The organism is Bacillus arachidis, assembly GCF_030285945.1.
Classification (GTDB): Bacteria; Bacillota; Bacilli; order Bacillales; family Bacillaceae_G; genus Bacillus_A; species Bacillus_A arachidis.
Genome location: NZ_CP127376.1, coordinates 2,122,989 through 2,139,251, shown reverse-complemented (window position 1 = coordinate 2,139,251; position 16,263 = coordinate 2,122,989). Strand labels below are relative to the sequence as shown.

15 protein-coding genes and 1 other annotated feature (1 of these 16 cut by a window edge) are annotated in these 16,263 nt (G+C 34.4%); of the genes, 5 read left to right on the top strand and 10 right to left on the bottom strand.

The window, feature by feature from the left end:
• Nucleotides 1–405 precede the first annotated feature (405 nt).
• The 7 genes from QRY57_RS12460 to QRY57_RS12430 form a co-directional block, all read right to left on the bottom strand.
• A complete protein-coding gene (locus QRY57_RS12460) occupies nucleotides 406–846 on the bottom strand; it encodes a GNAT family N-acetyltransferase (RefSeq protein ID WP_286017600.1) in 441 nt (146 codons plus the stop codon).
• Entirely contained in the window at nucleotides 843–1,316 is a 474-nt protein-coding gene (locus tag QRY57_RS12455; RefSeq protein WP_026594281.1) for an SAM-dependent methyltransferase, read from the bottom strand. Before QRY57_RS12455 ends, QRY57_RS12460 begins: the two co-directional genes overlap by 4 nt.
• Nucleotides 1,317–1,411: 95 nt before the next feature.
• Nucleotides 1,412–2,137: an aspartate/glutamate racemase family protein gene (locus tag QRY57_RS12450; protein ID WP_286017599.1), complete on the bottom strand. Its 726-nt coding sequence runs from the start codon at nucleotides 2,135–2,137 to the stop codon at nucleotides 1,412–1,414.
• Nucleotides 2,138–2,260: 123 nt separating this feature from the next.
• Nucleotides 2,261–3,700 carry a GntP family permease gene (locus QRY57_RS12445; RefSeq protein WP_286017598.1) on the bottom strand — a complete coding sequence of 480 codons (1,440 nt, stop codon included), beginning with the start codon at nucleotides 3,698–3,700 and terminating at the stop codon, nucleotides 2,261–2,263.
• Nucleotides 3,701–3,756: 56 nt separating this feature from the next.
• The gene (locus QRY57_RS12440; RefSeq protein WP_286017597.1) at nucleotides 3,757–4,959 is read right to left on the bottom strand and encodes an iron-containing alcohol dehydrogenase; all 1,203 of its coding nucleotides are present in this window, start codon (nucleotides 4,957–4,959) and stop codon (nucleotides 3,757–3,759) included.
• A 108-nt stretch (nucleotides 4,960–5,067) separates the two neighbouring features.
• On the bottom strand, nucleotides 5,068–6,507 hold the full coding sequence (locus QRY57_RS12435) for a GntP family permease (RefSeq protein WP_286017596.1): 1,440 nt from the start codon (nucleotides 6,505–6,507) through the stop codon (nucleotides 5,068–5,070).
• Nucleotides 6,508–6,738: 231 nt separating this feature from the next.
• Nucleotides 6,739–7,404: an HAD family hydrolase gene (locus tag QRY57_RS12430; RefSeq protein WP_286017595.1), complete on the bottom strand. Its 666-nt coding sequence runs from the start codon at nucleotides 7,402–7,404 to the stop codon at nucleotides 6,739–6,741.
• A 162-nt stretch (nucleotides 7,405–7,566) separates the two neighbouring features.
• Between QRY57_RS12430 and QRY57_RS12425 the strand changes: the two genes are divergently transcribed.
• Together QRY57_RS12425 and QRY57_RS12420 are read left to right on the top strand one after the other, a co-directional pair.
• A complete protein-coding gene (locus tag QRY57_RS12425) occupies nucleotides 7,567–8,364 on the top strand; it encodes a lipid II flippase Amj family protein (RefSeq protein WP_286017594.1) in 798 nt (265 codons plus the stop codon).
• A 78-nt stretch (nucleotides 8,365–8,442) separates the two neighbouring features.
• Complete coding sequence (locus QRY57_RS12420; protein ID WP_286017593.1) at nucleotides 8,443–9,018, top strand: nucleotidyltransferase family protein; 576 nt, start codon at nucleotides 8,443–8,445, stop codon at nucleotides 9,016–9,018.
• 50 nt (nucleotides 9,019–9,068) lie between these two features.
• On the opposite strand, the gene QRY57_RS12415 is transcribed toward QRY57_RS12420, so the two are convergent.
• Nucleotides 9,069–9,983, bottom strand: a complete 915-nt coding sequence (locus QRY57_RS12415) for an alpha/beta fold hydrolase (RefSeq protein WP_286017592.1) — start codon at nucleotides 9,981–9,983, stop codon at nucleotides 9,069–9,071.
• Nucleotides 9,984–10,142: 159 nt separating this feature from the next.
• The gene (locus QRY57_RS12410) at nucleotides 10,143–11,879 is read right to left on the bottom strand and encodes a response regulator (protein ID WP_432804087.1); all 1,737 of its coding nucleotides are present in this window, start codon (nucleotides 11,877–11,879) and stop codon (nucleotides 10,143–10,145) included.
• A 211-nt stretch (nucleotides 11,880–12,090) separates the two neighbouring features.
• Between QRY57_RS12410 and QRY57_RS12405 the strand changes: the two genes are divergently transcribed.
• The 3 genes from QRY57_RS12405 to QRY57_RS12395 are packed head-to-tail and all read left to right on the top strand — an operon-like array spanning nucleotide 12,091 to nucleotide 14,662.
• The gene (locus QRY57_RS12405) at nucleotides 12,091–13,008 is read left to right on the top strand and encodes an ABC transporter ATP-binding protein (protein WP_286017590.1); all 918 of its coding nucleotides are present in this window, start codon (nucleotides 12,091–12,093) and stop codon (nucleotides 13,006–13,008) included.
• On the top strand, nucleotides 13,001–13,933 hold the full coding sequence (locus QRY57_RS12400) for an ABC transporter permease (RefSeq protein WP_208018741.1): 933 nt from the start codon (nucleotides 13,001–13,003) through the stop codon (nucleotides 13,931–13,933). Before QRY57_RS12405 ends, QRY57_RS12400 begins: the two co-directional genes overlap by 8 nt.
• A gap of 27 nt (nucleotides 13,934–13,960) precedes the next feature.
• The gene (locus QRY57_RS12395) at nucleotides 13,961–14,662 is read left to right on the top strand and encodes a DUF4097 family beta strand repeat-containing protein (protein ID WP_286017589.1); all 702 of its coding nucleotides are present in this window, start codon (nucleotides 13,961–13,963) and stop codon (nucleotides 14,660–14,662) included.
• Nucleotides 14,663–14,767: 105 nt separating this feature from the next.
• Here the strand turns inward: QRY57_RS12395 and QRY57_RS12390 are convergent, their stop codons facing one another.
• A complete protein-coding gene (locus tag QRY57_RS12390) occupies nucleotides 14,768–16,108 on the bottom strand; it encodes a sodium-dependent transporter (protein WP_286017588.1) in 1,341 nt (446 codons plus the stop codon).
• A 117-nt stretch (nucleotides 16,109–16,225) separates the two neighbouring features.
• Nucleotides 16,226–16,263: a binding site (T-box leader), on the bottom strand; it runs 212 nt beyond the window's last position.

The following is a 16,263-nucleotide window of genomic DNA, read 5'->3' as shown; positions in this document are numbered from 1 at the left end:
TCAACAATTAGTACCACATAAAAAGCTTAACACATTAATCAAGCGTAATATGTTAAGCTTTTTATTTTTTATATACAAATATACTAACAATCACAAATAATATTGTACGTTGTATTCATAGAAATTGGTACAATAACTGGGATAAAACCAAATGATTCGCATAAATAAACCCCTAATAATTCAACCATTTCAGCAAAAAATAAATATCGATTTCCTGGGCTCATGTAGAAATCAATCAATTGCACTGGCTTATCACAAGGTGTGGATTTAGGTATGGATTCTGTGGCAAAACAACTTCACCCTATCATATATAAGTTATAAGAACAGACGAGTTAGCTTATACAATAGCAACATATGTTGAATGATAGCGTTCTGTTTGTGTTTTCACCTGCATTCCTATTAACTTTAGAATGTTAGTTCATAATGAAAATAGCGATTATCCCTCAAATAACCATTTTCAGCATATAATCGCTGGGCTGATTTGTTATCTATTTCTGTTTGCAGTTTTAATCCTTTGGCGCCGTTCTCTAATGCGAAGGTTCTAGCTGCTTCTAATAATTTCTTTCCAATTCCAGCTCCGCGTTTACTTTCTTGTACAAAAAGGTCATTTAATATCCATAACTCTTTCATCGAAACCGATGAAAAAGAAGGGTACAATTGGGTAAATCCAAGGTATTGGCCATCCTCTACTGCTACAAAAATAATAGATTCTTCTCTTTCTATGCGATTACGCAAAAACATTTTTGCTTCTTCTACATTCGATTCCTGTCTATAGAACATACGATAATTATTAAATACAACCGCTAATCCATCTAAATCTGTAATTTTTGCTTCATATATTTTCATTTTGTTCCGCTCCCTTTCCAATACTCTTTCATAATGTTCGTTGCCCATTCGGGTTGTGTAATTCCATCATTCGGTACAAACTCTCTCATAACAGGTTTTATATCCAATATAGGTGTGCCATCAATTGCATCTAATCCTTCAACTACAATTGATTTTCCTTCTCGCCTTACAACTTTTGCAATTGTCGCTCCTAATCGATTTGGACGATTTTTCCCTCGCTGTGCAAAAATACCTACTTTCGGATATTCCTTATTATTTCGTGGATGTCTAGCCGAATATTGAATCTGTTCATCTTTCACTTTATGAAAATAAAAGATTACTTCAATATGCGAAAAACTTTCAATTCCTTGTATACTCTCTTCTGCATATGCATCAGTTAACGTAATAAGAGATTGTACATCTCCCCATTCATCATCCATTATCATTTTTCTTTCATTATGTACAAAAGCAATTGGCTGAAGTGAAAACATCCATACTCCCCCTTTTTGTAATCACTTTCATTATAAAATATTTTCTGAATGTTTTCCATCTATACAATCACATCAGTTTACATAATAAAATTATGTTATTGCATTTTATTCTCTTGTACTGCATCCAAATAGCTACCTAAGGAAATATTCACAGCTTCAACAGCATGTATAAAAGTTGTATCAAATAAAGGAACTTGAGTATCCTCCTGTTTTACTAATAATCCTATTTCCGTACACCCTAATATAATTCCTTCTGCTCCATTTTGTACTAAACTATGTATTATTTTTTTATAGGAATCTCTTGATGTTTGATTAATCTTTCCTAAACATAACTCGTTATATATGATTCTATTCACTATTTCCCTATCTGTTTGATTTGGTATTATTACTTTCATACCCTTTTCTTCTATACGTGATTTGTAAAAATCTTGTTCCATCGTATATTTCGTTCCAAGTAAACCAACTGATCGAATTCCTTGTTTTTTTATTTCCATAGCTGTTGCATCTGCAATATGTAAAATAGGGATACTCACTTTCCCTTTAATATTACCAATCACCTTATGCATTGTATTCGTACAAATAACAATGAAGTCTGCACCAGCTTTCTCAAGAGAATATGCAGCTTCTCCCAATACGCTTCCTGCTTGTGCCCAATCACCCTCAGATTGATATTGTTCAATCTCTTCAAAATCAACGCTATATAAAAGACATTTTGCTGAATGTAATCCTCCTAACCTGTTCTTTACTTCTTCATTGATAATACGATAATATTCTGCTGAAGACTCCCAGCTCATTCCACCAATAAGACCCATCACTTTCATAATTATTCTCCTCCTTGTTTGGAATAACAGATTATTTTTCTATTATTATTATATATTTTCCACACAATAAAACACGACTTTCACTTAAACTTTAAAGTCGTGTTTTATCCAATATCACAAATATTATATAATTCCCGTTAAGCTATAAACACTAATCACCACAAAAACAGCCAATGTTTTAATAATCGTAATTGCAAAAATATCACGATATGATTGTTTATGTGTTAATCCAGTTACTGCCAACAATGTGATAACGGCACCATTATGCGGTAATGTATCCATGCCTCCTGATGCCATTGAAATAACTCTATGCATGACCTCAAATGGAATATTATATTGTTCAGCTGCCGCAATATATTTCTCTGACATCGCACTTAAAGCGATTCCCATGCCTCCTGATGCTGATCCAGTAATCCCGGCAAGGACGTTTGTAGTCACTGCGCCATTTACAAGTGGATTGGTGAACGTTGTAGAAATACTATCTCGAATGACACCAAAACCAGGTAATGCTGCTATAACTCCTCCAAATCCATATTCAGCTCCCGTATTCATAGCAGCAAGCAATGCACCACCAATACTTGCATTTAAGCCAGCTTGAAACCCTGTAACTAAGCGTTTCCAATTTAAAATTATCGTTGTAATAATTCCGATTAAAAGAGCCAGTTCCACAGACCATACGCCTAGCACACCGGTAAGCTCTACTTTACCAAACGCCTTTAATCCAATCGATGAAAAATCAAACCCCTTTGGATACCAGGTTGGAATCAATACTGTAAACACTTTATTCATTACCCCTACTAAAATAAGTGGTACAAAAGCAAGTACTTGACGAAGCGGTGTGATTTCAGAAGCAGGAATAACTGGCTTTATATTTTGTTCTGTTTCTGTTGTAGCAGCCATTTCAGGATTTTCATCTCCAAACCCATAATATCCTTCGCCACTTTCTTCGGCCTTTTTTCGTCTTCTTTCTAAATACAACATACCAACAAGAAATACAAAGATTGCCCCAATAATTCCAAGAAATGGTGCTGCATAAATGTCTGTTTTAAAAAACGTGGTTGGAATAACGTTTTGAATTTGCGGTGTCCCAGGAAGCGCATCCATTGTAAACGTAATCGCTCCAAGAGCAATTGTTCCCGGTATTAATCGTTTTGGAATATTAGCCTCTCGAAATAAATTAGCTGCAAATGGATATACCGCAAAAGCAACTACAAATAAACTAACACCACTATAAGTTAATATAGCCCCCATTAGAACTATTGCTAGCATGGATCGTTTCACACCTACTAGCTGAATAATAGTTTTTGCAATAGACTCCGCAATACCTGACATTTCTACTACCTTACCGAAAATGGCTCCGAGTAAGAATACAGGAAAATATAATTTAATAAATCCAACCATTTTTTCCATAAAGATATTAGAGAAAAAAGGTAATACGTGACTTGGTTCTGTTAATAAAACCGCAAATAGTGCACAAATTGGAGCAAATAATATAACTGAAAAACCACGATAGGCAACAAACATCAGCATGCAAAGAGCCAATAATATAATTACTAATTCCATCTCCTGCACCCCTTTTCATTTCCGCGGAAATATTTCAATGATATTCAGAATTTTCACTACATACTTACAGAAGTTTCATATTGATAGTCAAAACATATACGATATAATTTTTTCACCTCATGATAAGAAGGAATGCGTGGATTGTTACTCGGACTCCCACTAGCTAGTGCATCTTTCGCCATTTTTGAAAGAGCATTTTCAAATTCAACCTGATCAATTCCATACTCTTTAAGATTCGGGATACGTAGATCCAAACAAAGTTTCTTTATTTCAAAAATCGCATGATTAGCAACCTCTTCGTCAGGAAGTAAATGTAAATCTGGATTGATGTACCGTCCGATATCTGCAAGTCGCTTGACGCAACAAACCTTTGTGAAATCTAAAACTGCTGGTAATAACATCGCATTTGATATCCCATGGGGTACATGAAATAGTGCTCCGATTGGACGTGACATTCCATGAACTAAAGTGACCGACGCATTTGAAAAGGCAATGCCAGCTTGTAAGGAAGCAATCATCATTGCTTCTCGTGCTTCTATATTTGTCCCATTTTCATAAGCAATCCGCAAATGTTTCATAATCGTTCCAATTGCCGCAAGTGCTAATACATCTGTAAGCGGCTGTGAAAATCTAGAAAGATATGCTTCAATTGCATGACATAGTGCATCAATACCTGTTGCTGCAGTAATATTCTGCGGAACAGAACGTGTCAACAAAGGATCGATAATCGCTATTTGTGGTGTGAAATTTGGGTGCTTAATCATCATTTTGACATCTGTTTTTGTATTTGTAATCACAGCAACACTTGTAACTTCTGAGCCTGTACCAGATGTTGTTGGAATTGCAATAAGAGGTAAGGCTTGCTTTTCTATTTCTACTTGATTTTGAACATAATCTTCAATCTCTCCCCCGTTTGTAAACAGAACTGCTACAGCCTTTGCTGCATCAATACAACTTCCTCCACCAAGTCCAATAACCAAATCACATTTTGACTCTGCACATATCGTTAACGCTTCCGAAACATGAATATTTGTTGGTTCGGCATTTACATTTTCATAGGTAATAACATCTATTTTTTTTGCTTTTAGTAGTTTCACGCACGCATCGATATAGCCAAGCTTTTTCATAATAGAATCACTGATAATGAAAGCTCTTTTTCCTAGCTTAATTGCTTGTTCTCCTAATTTATCTAGTGAATTTCTCCCATATAAAACGTTCTTTGGCATACGAAATTCTGCGATTTCTTGCAAGTAACCCACCCCTTCTTTCCCTACTAAATATTTTATAATGTGAACCTTCTATTACATAAATTATCAAATTTAATATTCTACTTCGCTTTATTATTTCCTCCCAGACTAATAATTTTATTAGTAAATTCCTGTAAATGTATAAAAAGCAATTACTAAAAATACAGCAATCGTTTTCAATATTGTCACAGCAAATATATCACGATACGATTGTTTATGTGTCAATCCTGTAACAGTAAGGATTGTAATAATTGCCCCATTATGTGGCAGTGTATCCATTCCTCCGGATGCCATAGAGACAATACGATGCATAACTTCAAGCGGAATATGATATTGTTCTGCCGCTGCAATAAATTTATCACCCATAGCACTTAAAACAATTCCCATGCCTCCTGAAGCCGAACCTGTAATACCAGCAAGAATATTTGTTGTTACCGCTCCATTCACGAGTGGATTCGTAAACGTTGCAGAAATGCTATCTCGCATAATTACAAACCCTGGAAGCGCTGCAATCACACCACCAAAACCAAATTCCGCTCCTGTATTCATTGTTGCCAGCAACGCTCCTCCAATACTTGTATTCAGTCCTGCTTGGAACCCTGTCACCACACGCTTCCAATATAATAATAGCGTTGTTATAATTCCAATGATAAGTGCTAATTCTACCGACCAAATACCAAGTACTGCACTTAGCTCTACCTTACCAAACGCTTTCATTCCAATTGAAGAAAAATCAAAACCATTTGGATACCACTTCGGTATTGTGATTGTAAAAATCTTATTCATAACCCCTACCAAAATAAGTGGTATAAATGCTACGACTTGCTGTAATCTCGAAATTTCAATACTTTGAAGAGCAGTATGATTCTTTTGCTCTATCTCTAGTGATGCAGCCATTTCAGAACTCCCATCTTCAAAACCAAAATAGCCTTCTCCAGCTGCTTTCGCCTTCTTACGTCTACTCTCTAAATAGATCAATCCTAACGTTAAGACAAAAATAGCCCCAATAATACCAAGTATTGGCGCTGCATAAATATCTGTTTTAAAAAATGTTGTCGGGATTACATTTTGAATTTGTGGTGATCCTGGGAGTGCATCCATTGTAAATGTGACAGCTCCAAGAACGATTGTTCCAGGTATTAAGCGCTTCGGAATATTCGCTTGACGAAACAGTTTTGCAGCAAATGGATATACTGCAAATACAACAACATAAACACTGACACCGCTATAAGTTAAAACAGCCCCCATTAAAACGATAGCCAAAATGGTCCGTTTTTCACCCACTATCTCAATAATTGTCTTAGCAATGGAATCTGCAATTCCAGACATTTCTACTACTTTACCAAAGATCGCACCAAGTAAGAAAACTGGAAAATATAATTTAATAAATCCTACCATTTTCTCCATAAAAATATTCGAAAAGAAAGGTAGTACAAAACTAGGTTCCGTTAAGAATACTGCAAATAGAGCAAAAATCGGTGCAAACAAAATAACTGAAAATCCCCTATAGGCAACAAACATAAGTAAACTAAGTGCTAATAAAATAATAACTAGTTCCACTTCTCTCACCCCTATTTAATTGAAAATTCAATCTTTTTACCCTGGATTTCTTCTATGTATTACAAAATATCGTTTTTATAACACTCCAAATCCTAACATTCCTCCCCCTTTTCCAACAAAATTTTTATGATTAAAATGGCATATTTATTACTATTCTATTACATATAAAAAATCCCTTTAAAGGAAAACAATTTAACTATCGCTCGTTATAAAGGGATTTTTCTTTTTGTTTTATATTTTAAAACTTTTGTCTTTTGCACAAAAGCTTCGCAACTCTTCGACATGTTTCACAATATGCGTCGCTCCTGCTTCTTGTAATTCTTTTTCACTCCCATATCCATACAATACACCGATAGAATCAATTCCATTACAATTCGCTCCTATCATGTCATGCTTTCTATCCCCAATCATTACTACCTCTTCTCTTTGCAGCTCTGGATTTGCATGCAAAATATATTCAATAATTTCATCTTTCTTGATTCGGGTTCCATCTAAATTACTACCTACTATTTCTTCAAAGAAATGAATCAAATTAAAGTGTTCTAACACTTGTTTTGCAAATACAGTAGGTTTGGAAGTTGCAACAAATAATCGTTTCTCTTCATCTTTTAATTCTTGTAAAATATACGGAATCCTCTCATATACACAATTCTCAAGTAGGCCGCTTCGCTTTAGATATTCACGAAAATAAGTAACAGCTTGCTCTACTTGCTTTTCGTCCATTCTGTATCTACCTGCAAATGAATGCTGAATTGGTGGACCAATGAAAGAATCTAGCTCTTTCTGATTCGGTTCATCTATTCCCATTTTTCGCAATGCATATAAAACCGAATTTACAATTCCTTCTTTCGGATCTGTTAATGTTCCATCTAAATCAAATAGAAAAGTTGTATACATAATTCTCCACCCCTAATTGACAAATCACCATCCTTTCTATATTATCAAAATATTCATTCGTTTTGAACTTTTATTTTTTCGTGCACGTTATTACTCAACTCAAAGGTAGATATCGTTCTATTGTATGATGAGCATAATTTCATAGAAACATGGTGACCAAAAATGATGACAACATTAATTTTTATAATGACTTTCACGATTATCATCCATGCAGTCGAAACAAGTTCTTATAGTATTCGGCTTGCAGGTGTTCGTTTAAAGAAAATTGCCGTTGCATTATCTGTAGTTGGGATGGTATTACTTATTTCACGAACATCCAACTTGCTACAAGCTTTTTTACTTGGTGGTATTATCGATCAAGCGAAGAGTGGCGCTTCAATTAATTTAGAAAGTACGATGCGCCTTGTTTTATTATCCGCTTCTATCGGTACACTGCTCGCAATTATTCTATATCCAAGTTTAACAAAACTCTTTGGATATGTAATTCAGAGCTTCGAAACAGATGGTTCATTCATTCGAATGATGAAAACAAACAATGTGCAAAAATTGAAGTATACAAAAAAATATGTTAGATTTCCAAAATTCGAAATGATCCACCGTATGCGAGTGGGCGGCATTCCAAAACGAATTATGTTAATTAATATGTTTGCAACCGCAATTTATACTGCGGGGGTCCTTTCCGCCTTATATGCTTCTTATTTAAATCCGGCTTATGCAACGAAAGCAATCACGGCTTCTGGCCTTATTAATGGATTTGCTACAATCTTATTAACTGTATTGCTAGATCCGCGTATTGCCCTTTTAACAGAGCGAGCGCTTCAATCAGAAAATGGTGCTGATACAATGAGTAAGATGTTTGGTTGGCTTATGATTTCAAGATTTCTTGGTACATTATTAGCACAGCTCATATTTGTACCTGGTGCATATTGGATTTTATGGATTATTAAACTTACGCAGTGAATGATGCTTCTCATTATGGCAGCTCGATTAACAGAAACAATACTTAATGAAGAGTATATTTAATAAGGAGAGAAATGTATGTATATTAAAACAGAGCAAGATATTATTAAACTCATACAAAACGATACTTGGATGATGAAAATATTACAGACCGCAAAAACCCTACAACTTCCTGATTGGTGGGTTTGCGCTGGATTTGTTCGTTCTAAAATTTGGGATGTTCTTCATGGATATGACGTAAGAACGCCAACACCAGACATAGATATCATCTATTTTGATCCATTACATATTAGTGAATCCACCGAAAAAAAATTAGAAAATAAGCTTAAACATATAGATTCTACAATTCCGTGGTCCGTAAAAAATCAAGCTCGCATGCATGTAGTCAATAACATGCCACCTTATTCATCTTCAGTCGATGCCATTTCTAAATTCTCAGAAACAGCGACTGCTCTTGGAGTCACATTAGATGAACAAGATAATGTGGTGCTAACTGCCCCTTGCGGAATAGAAGACGTTCTCACACTGCAAGTGAAGCCAACACCTCATTTCCTCGAAACGAAAGAGCTCACAAATATGTATGAAACGAGATTACAAAAAAAGAATTGGCAGAGTAAATGGCCTAACATTACAATCTTCCATCCTGAAATTTAAACATAAAGAAAAAAGGTGCTTCTCATTTTTAGGAAGCACCTTTTCCTAATTCACTTCAAAAAATCAATGACAGTTTCTGCGAATCGATCTGCCGCTTCATAATGCGGTGTATGACCATATTCTTCAAAAACTATGACTTTACCACTTTGTACGTCTCTTTTGAACGTTTTAATTTGTTCTTCACACGTTACCACATCGTGTTTTCCTATGATGAGCAACATCGGGTTCTCCACATCTTTTAATTTTGATAATATCGATTGATAAATTTCCCCTTCCCCTTTCAATCTTGTAAAATGAATTTCGGAACGATCATAAAACTCTTCCCATTCTTCTTCACTATATAAGCTATAATCCGTTTCATCCTCGACATAATTATAAATTTCCATTCTTTTATCCCCTAATTCATCGCTTAATTTCGAATAAGCTTCTAGTAATTCTACTGAACTAGCATTACTTTCTGCAATAGCCATACATTCATTCCCTTGCTTTTCTTTTCCATACTTCTTTAGTAAAACTCCTGTCCTTTTCAATAAAGCTCTACTTGTTAATGCAAAATCAAAAGTAGGGCCTTCAAAGATAATCTTTTGAATAGATTGTGGATACATTGTTGCATATAACAACGCTAGAAAACCACCAAAGGAATGCCCAATAACAGACCATCTTTCAATTCGTAACATCTTCCTTAACTCTTCACAATCTTCGATAAGATCCTGCAATCCAAACTGCTCTTGCTTCCCAATTTCATCCGAACGTCCTACCCCACGTTGATCAATGGCAATAAGCCGAAAAGTATCTTGTAATCTATGTGCTTGATGGTAGGTGAAATCAAAACACATCTCACCAGGACCTCCATGAAGATACAATACAGAATGATTTTCTCCTGATCCATACGTCTCCACATATAGCTTTTTCCCACGTACTTTCATCATTTCGCCTTGTAATAATACTTCCTTTTCTTGTTTCATCTCTTTGTCCTCCAATTTTTCATCTTTTGATCTCGTATACGATTAGGAGGGCCACGAATTCGTACACGTTATGTATCTGTAATATAACAATACACCTTTCTATCCTCCGTTTAAAAACGCTACATTCAATTTAAATAGTACCAATTAGATTTTACGTTTTTATAAAAAAGCTTCATCCACCGCTTTTTTCACCGCCTCTCCTCTTCCTGAGACTTGAAGTTTCATATAAATAGAAGAAGCATAATTTCTTACAGTTCCTTCAGATAAAAACAACTTTGCTGCAATCTCTTTATAACGAAGTCCTTCTTTAAGACATCCTAATACATCCATTTCACGTGGAGTCAATTCATAAGGAGGCTTTTTCGGCATTGGACTATATTCTTTAAAAAAGCGAGTCGCCACATCCTGAGATAGCATTGTCCCACCTGAATGTACTAATCGAATAGCCGCTACTAACTCTTCTGGTTGAACAGATTTAAGTACATACCCCTCTGCTCCCGCTTCAATCGCTTCAGAAACACTAGAAGTATCCTCAAAAGTTGTGATCATAATTATTTTAGTATCTGGCCACCTATGCTTGATTTTCTTCATTGTTGTAATCCCATTCATCTCAGGCATTTGTATATCCATAAGAACAATATTTGGCTGCCTTTCTTCACATTGTTTTAAGGCTTGTACCCCACTATTCGCAACCGATACGCGAAAACCGTATTTATCCAATAAAAGTTCTAAACTATCTGAAATAATAGGTTGATCATCTACTATTAATATATGAATCTTATCTTGGGCAGATGATTCTTCTTTATGTAAGGTCGGAATCAAACAAGTCACAATTGTCCCTGTATCCTTAGTCGAATCAATACTCAAATTCCCATGATATTCACTTAGGCGTTCTCTCATTCCCGATAAACCAAAGCCCTCCTGCATAACTTCCATGCCTATACCGTTATCTTGTATTTGAAGCATCACATAATTTTTATGATATTGTAAAAGAACTTGTATCTTTTCAGCTCCCCCATGTCTTGTTGCATTTGTCATTGCCTCTTGTAAACACCGACAGAAAGTTCTCTTTAGTTTTTTAGCCATTGGATAATATTCTCCAACCGTACGGAAAACAACATGAACATTTGTATTACTTTTAAACTCCTCTATTAAGTTCAATAAAGACACATCTAAATTTGATTCTTCTTGTGGATCCATTTCGTGAACCTGTCTTCGAATATTATCTAATGCAGATCGTGATATATCTAATATTTCTTGTAATTTTTCCTCCCCCTCCTTGGTTGCTAGATGTGGTCGTAATGTTTCCATACTCAATATAACCGAAGTAAATTTATAGCCTATCGTATCATGTAATTCTCTTGCCATTCTATCCCTTTCCTCAAGCAGAGTTATTCTTTCTACCTGGGAAGAATATTGTTCTAAAATTGCATTCTTATCCTTGATCAAATTTAATTTTTGCTTTATGGCATCCATAGAATAAACAACTCTTTGCAGCAAATGACCTATGCCATATATAAAGAGAACATCAAATATACTTAGAAGCAGCTTATTGCGATCAAACCCAAAATTAAAGAAAACTCCCAATACACAGATAATTATCATTGCAGGTAATGTATAGAAATTTAGTTTTCCACGACAAAAAAATGCAAGCGTTAAAATTGCAGGAGATAAAAATTGAGCCAAATGATACGTATAAGCAAAATAAAGCGAAAGTCCCCCCACTAAGATAATTTCTGTTACTACATATAATTCACTTCGTAATTTATATAACATGACAGGTATGACATAAGACAAAACTGTACTTATAAAAACAATCTCAAGTGGAAAGTTTGGGTTATCTTGATATGTCAAAGTAACAATTGCAACAATCCAAGTAATCCGAACGAGTATCATTAGCCATTCCTGCCAAATTAACTTATTTTTTATGTCATTCAACTTTCATATGCCTCCTATCCAAATGAACATTATACCTTTTCCCTATATTTCCTATTTTTTCATTTTCATCATAGCAAGGTTATGACACTTTGTCACTGCCTTATATTACATTCTTTTTGCTATGTTTGTAACCGAAACACATCACTAATATTAAGGGAGTGAACAAAATATGTGTATTTTAAATGTACAAAACTTAACTAAGAAAATTGGAAGGCGGACACTCGTTAATCAAATATCATTTGATGCTCAAAAAGGAGAAATTCTTGGTCTTCTAGGCCCCAATGGTGCTGGAAAAACAACCACAATTAAAATGATTGTTGGCTTAATCTCTAAAACAAGTGGAACAGTCACAATTAATAAAAAAGACACAAGCAAAGACTTCAAAGAAGCTATGAAAGATGTTGGGGTGATTGTTGAGAATCCTGATTTATACAAATTTTTATCTGGCTATGATAACCTCCTTCACTTTTCTAGAATGACACCTAATATTCCAAAAGAACGCTTGGATGTAGTTGTTTCTTTAGTTGGGCTAGAAAAAAGTATTCATAATAAAGTTTCCACTTATTCTTTAGGAATGAAACAGCGGCTTGCTCTTGCAATTGCTTTCGTACACAAACCTGCCCTTCTCATTTTAGATGAACCTACAAATGGACTGGACCCTCAAGGAATTAGAGATTTAAGGTTTCATTTAAAACAACTAGCTACAGAAGAAAAGGTAGCAATTGTTGTTTCAAGCCATCTAATGGCCGAAATGGAAATGATGTGTGATCGCATTGCTATTATAGACAAAGGAAATCTAGTTGGTATACATGATATAAAGGATATTACAAAAGAACAGATGCAAGCTGTGCAATTTGAAGTAGACCGAACAGACTTAGCAATCCCACTCTTACAAAAATTAGTAATAGGTGAAGAAATCATAACAAGTCACAATGGCATTACAATCAAAATAAGTAAAGAACATATACCTGAAATTTGCGATACATTAGCCAAAAATGGAGTGAATGTTTATGGCATTAAAACCATGAAAACAACTTTAGAAGACAAATTCATTGAAATGACTGGAGATGGCGTGCACAATGATTAATCTAATAAAAAATGAAAACATGAAAATTTTCAAACGAAAAAGAACTTGGATTATGGTAGGTGTTATGGTTGTATTTATTTTCATTCAATTCCTAAACGTAAAGCTTTCCAGTCAAGTTAATTATGGGGATGACTGGAAGACATCTCTTATTGAAGAAAATGCATTGCTTCAAGTTGAAAAAGAATCTCTAAAATTACCTATTGAAAAAATGGAGAATGAAAAAAAACTTCTACTAAATAATTATTACATCGACAGTAATATAAAACCAACAAACAATGCATGGTTCTTCACAATTGGACAAAGTACGAACTTTTTAATAGCTATCTCTATTCTTACACTCATAATAGCTGGTGAAATTGTTGCAAGTGAATTTCAATCCGGTACAATTAAATTTTTATTAACACGAACCGCGACTCGCACACAAATATATTTTTCTAAATATATTTCTACGTTATTATTTGGATTTTTCTTAATCGTGATAACGTTTCTTCTTTCCATTCTATTTAGTGGCATTCTTTTAGGCTTTGATGGAATAAATGGTGAATACTTATTTGTCAAAGATCATGTCGTTCAAAAAACAAGCATCCTTCAGGCACTAATTGGCAGCTTATTATTTAAGATTCCTTACTTAATTATTGTTGCAACTTTAGCATTTATGATTTCAGCGGCGTTTAAAAGTTCTACATTCTCTATCGTATTTTCTCTTTTAGTAGCAATTTCGGGTTTTGTCATGAGTATCTCATTAAAAGGTTTCAGTTGGACAAAATATTTCATCTTCTCTCATACGGATTTATCAAGTTTCGTATATGATAATCCTCCTGTAGAAGGTATGACTTTCGTTTTTTCTATACTGTTTATCTTAATTCATATATTCATCATGCATGGTATTGCATACCCTATATTCGTAAAAAAAGATGTCGCTTAAACTTTTTTTAAGACTGGAGGAAATACATTGAAAAAAGGATTGATTTATTTCTGTATGTTAATAACTTTAATTCTTACTGGTTGTTCAAGTTCCGAAACTGAAACAAAGGAACAACAACTTGAGCTATCCGCTACTGATGTTAAAACGTTAAAGCTAGATAACCGTAACGGCAATATTGATATTTCAACAAATCCTAAATCAGATAAAATAGAAGCTTCTATTACTGCAAAAGCTAAAGGTATTAGCATGGATAAATTAAAACTAGATCTTTCAGCCAAAAATGGAATTGCAACTTTAAACACTTCTTTTGATGGACAATTTTTTAGCAATAGTGAAACTTGGGTTGATGTCAAACTATCATTACCTAAGAACATAAAAGTAGAATTTAACGAAAATCATAGAGACGGCGATATCAAAGTCTCTAACCTCGAATCAGATATTAATATACTTAATGTCAACGGTAATATTAACATTTCCAACGTTAATGGAACTGTAAGTGTAACAAATAGAGATGGAGATGTAGATATTGCGCATACAAAGTCTGACATTAATCTTGATAATAATAACGGCAAAGTTGTTATTACGGATATAAAAGGATCTATAAGAGCGAAAATTGGTGATGGTTCAGCTGATATCAATAATATTGAAAAGCATGTTACCATCTTAGGCGCAAAAAGCGATAAAATAAAAGTAAATCATGTTAAAGGGAAAATAACTTTTAATAAATAAAATTGATTTACTTATACAGGCTAAAACCCAACCGCATTTTTTAATAATACGGTTGGGTTTTTCCTTAAATACCCTAATATTTTCTTAATATTCAATTATTTTTATTTAAATAATCCCAATTACATTCAAAAAGACAATGACAATCGAAATTGGCGCAACATATCGAAGTAAAAACACCCAGCACATAAATACTGATTTCCCGTAATTCCCGCCAACAAAAAATTCTGCTTCCAGTACCTTTTTCTCCATTTTAAATGAGACGAAAATACTAATGAACAAAGCTCCAAGTGGCATTAATATATTACTAGATAAAAAGTCTACCGCGTCAAAAATATTTTTGCCGAAGATTGTTATATCACTCCATACACCAAATGAAAGTGCAGATGGGATACCTATTAAGAAAATTAAAAATCCAATGATCCATGACAATTTCATTCTTCTTTCTTGCTGTCCATTCACTAGTGCTGAAACGACTGTTTCAAGTAGAGAAAATGCAGATGTTAGCGTTGCAAATGTAAATAGCGCAAGAAATACTGTTAAAAAGACATTTCCAAATGGAATTTGACTAAATACAGATGGTAATACAATAAATAACAATCCTGGTCCTTCTGTTGGCTCCATTCCTAGTGAAAATACTGCTGGAAAAATAGCAAGCCCTGCAAATAGAGAAACAAACAGGTTCAGCCCAACAATCGTTACTGCTGAACGTGGTAAACTTTCTTTTTTATTTAAGTAAGAACTATACGTGACCATGATTGAAATTCCTATACTAATTGCAAAAAATGATTGTCCCATTGCAAATAAAATACTTTCTGATGTGATTTTTGAGAAATCAGGCTGTAAGAAGAATTTGACCCCTTTCATCGCATCATCAAGTGTTAAAGAGCGAACAATAAGAGCAACAAACAGAACGAACAATGCTGGTAACATATATTTACTCGCTTTTTCAATTCCATTTTGTACACCCTTTGATACAACCCAAATCGTAATAAACATAAAGGCAAAATGGCCAGCGATTGCCCAAACAGGATCCCCAATTGTTTCTGTAAATAAAGAACTGTAATTTTGCTGCGGTGTAATCAATTGTCCAGTTATTCCTCTGAATAAATAGATTAATACCCAGCCACCAACAATACTATAAAACGATAACAAAATAAAACATGTTCCAACGCCAAGGCGTCCAATCCAGTGCCAACCTGTATTGGGTGCGATACTTTTAAATGCTCCAACTGCTTGTTTTTGTGTACTGCGCCCTATCATAAATTCAGCTATCAATAACGGAAGACCTATTAATACCGTAAACAATATAAAGATTAAAAGGAATGCTCCTCCACCGCTCTTCCCAGCAATATAAGGGAATTTCCATATTGCTCCAAGTCCAATTGCAGATCCTGCTGCGGCCATTATAAAACCTAATTTCGAAGTCCATTGCTCCGTCTGTTTCATCTTATTTTCCTCCTAATTAAATCTTTTTATATTAATAAATAAATATAATTGACCAATCCAAATAAAACCTCCATTTCTTCCTATATATAATAAAAAATGGCCCAGCATCTCTTTATATAAAGAGACGCTAAGCCATTTACTTAACGCGGTACCAC

Excerpts from the sequence above, each read along its gene's own strand:
- QRY57_RS12460 (WP_286017600.1), bottom strand. The coding sequence starts at position 846 with ATGAAAATATATGAAGCAAAAATTACAGATTTAGATGGATTAGCGGTT.
- QRY57_RS12455 (WP_026594281.1), bottom strand. The coding sequence starts at position 1,316 with ATGTTTTCACTTCAGCCAATTGCTTTTGTACATAATGAAAGAAAAATG.
- QRY57_RS12450 (WP_286017599.1), bottom strand. The coding sequence starts at position 2,137 with ATGAAAGTGATGGGTCTTATTGGTGGAATGAGCTGGGAGTCTTCAGCA.
- QRY57_RS12445 (WP_286017598.1), bottom strand. The coding sequence starts at position 3,700 with ATGGAATTAGTAATTATATTATTGGCTCTTTGCATGCTGATGTTTGTT.
- QRY57_RS12430 (WP_286017595.1), bottom strand. The coding sequence starts at position 7,404 with ATGTATACAACTTTTCTATTTGATTTAGATGGAACATTAACAGATCCG.
- QRY57_RS12425 (WP_286017594.1), top strand. The coding sequence starts at position 7,567 with ATGATGACAACATTAATTTTTATAATGACTTTCACGATTATCATCCAT.
- QRY57_RS12420 (WP_286017593.1), top strand. The coding sequence starts at position 8,443 with ATGTATATTAAAACAGAGCAAGATATTATTAAACTCATACAAAACGAT.
- QRY57_RS12415 (WP_286017592.1), bottom strand. The coding sequence starts at position 9,983 with ATGAAACAAGAAAAGGAAGTATTATTACAAGGCGAAATGATGAAAGTA.
- QRY57_RS12410 (WP_432804087.1), bottom strand. The coding sequence starts at position 11,879 with ATGATACTCGTTCGGATTACTTGGATTGTTGCAATTGTTACTTTGACA.
- QRY57_RS12405 (WP_286017590.1), top strand. The coding sequence starts at position 12,091 with ATGTGTATTTTAAATGTACAAAACTTAACTAAGAAAATTGGAAGGCGG.
- QRY57_RS12400 (WP_208018741.1), top strand. The coding sequence starts at position 13,001 with ATGATTAATCTAATAAAAAATGAAAACATGAAAATTTTCAAACGAAAA.
- QRY57_RS12390 (WP_286017588.1), bottom strand. The coding sequence starts at position 16,108 with ATGAAACAGACGGAGCAATGGACTTCGAAATTAGGTTTTATAATGGCC.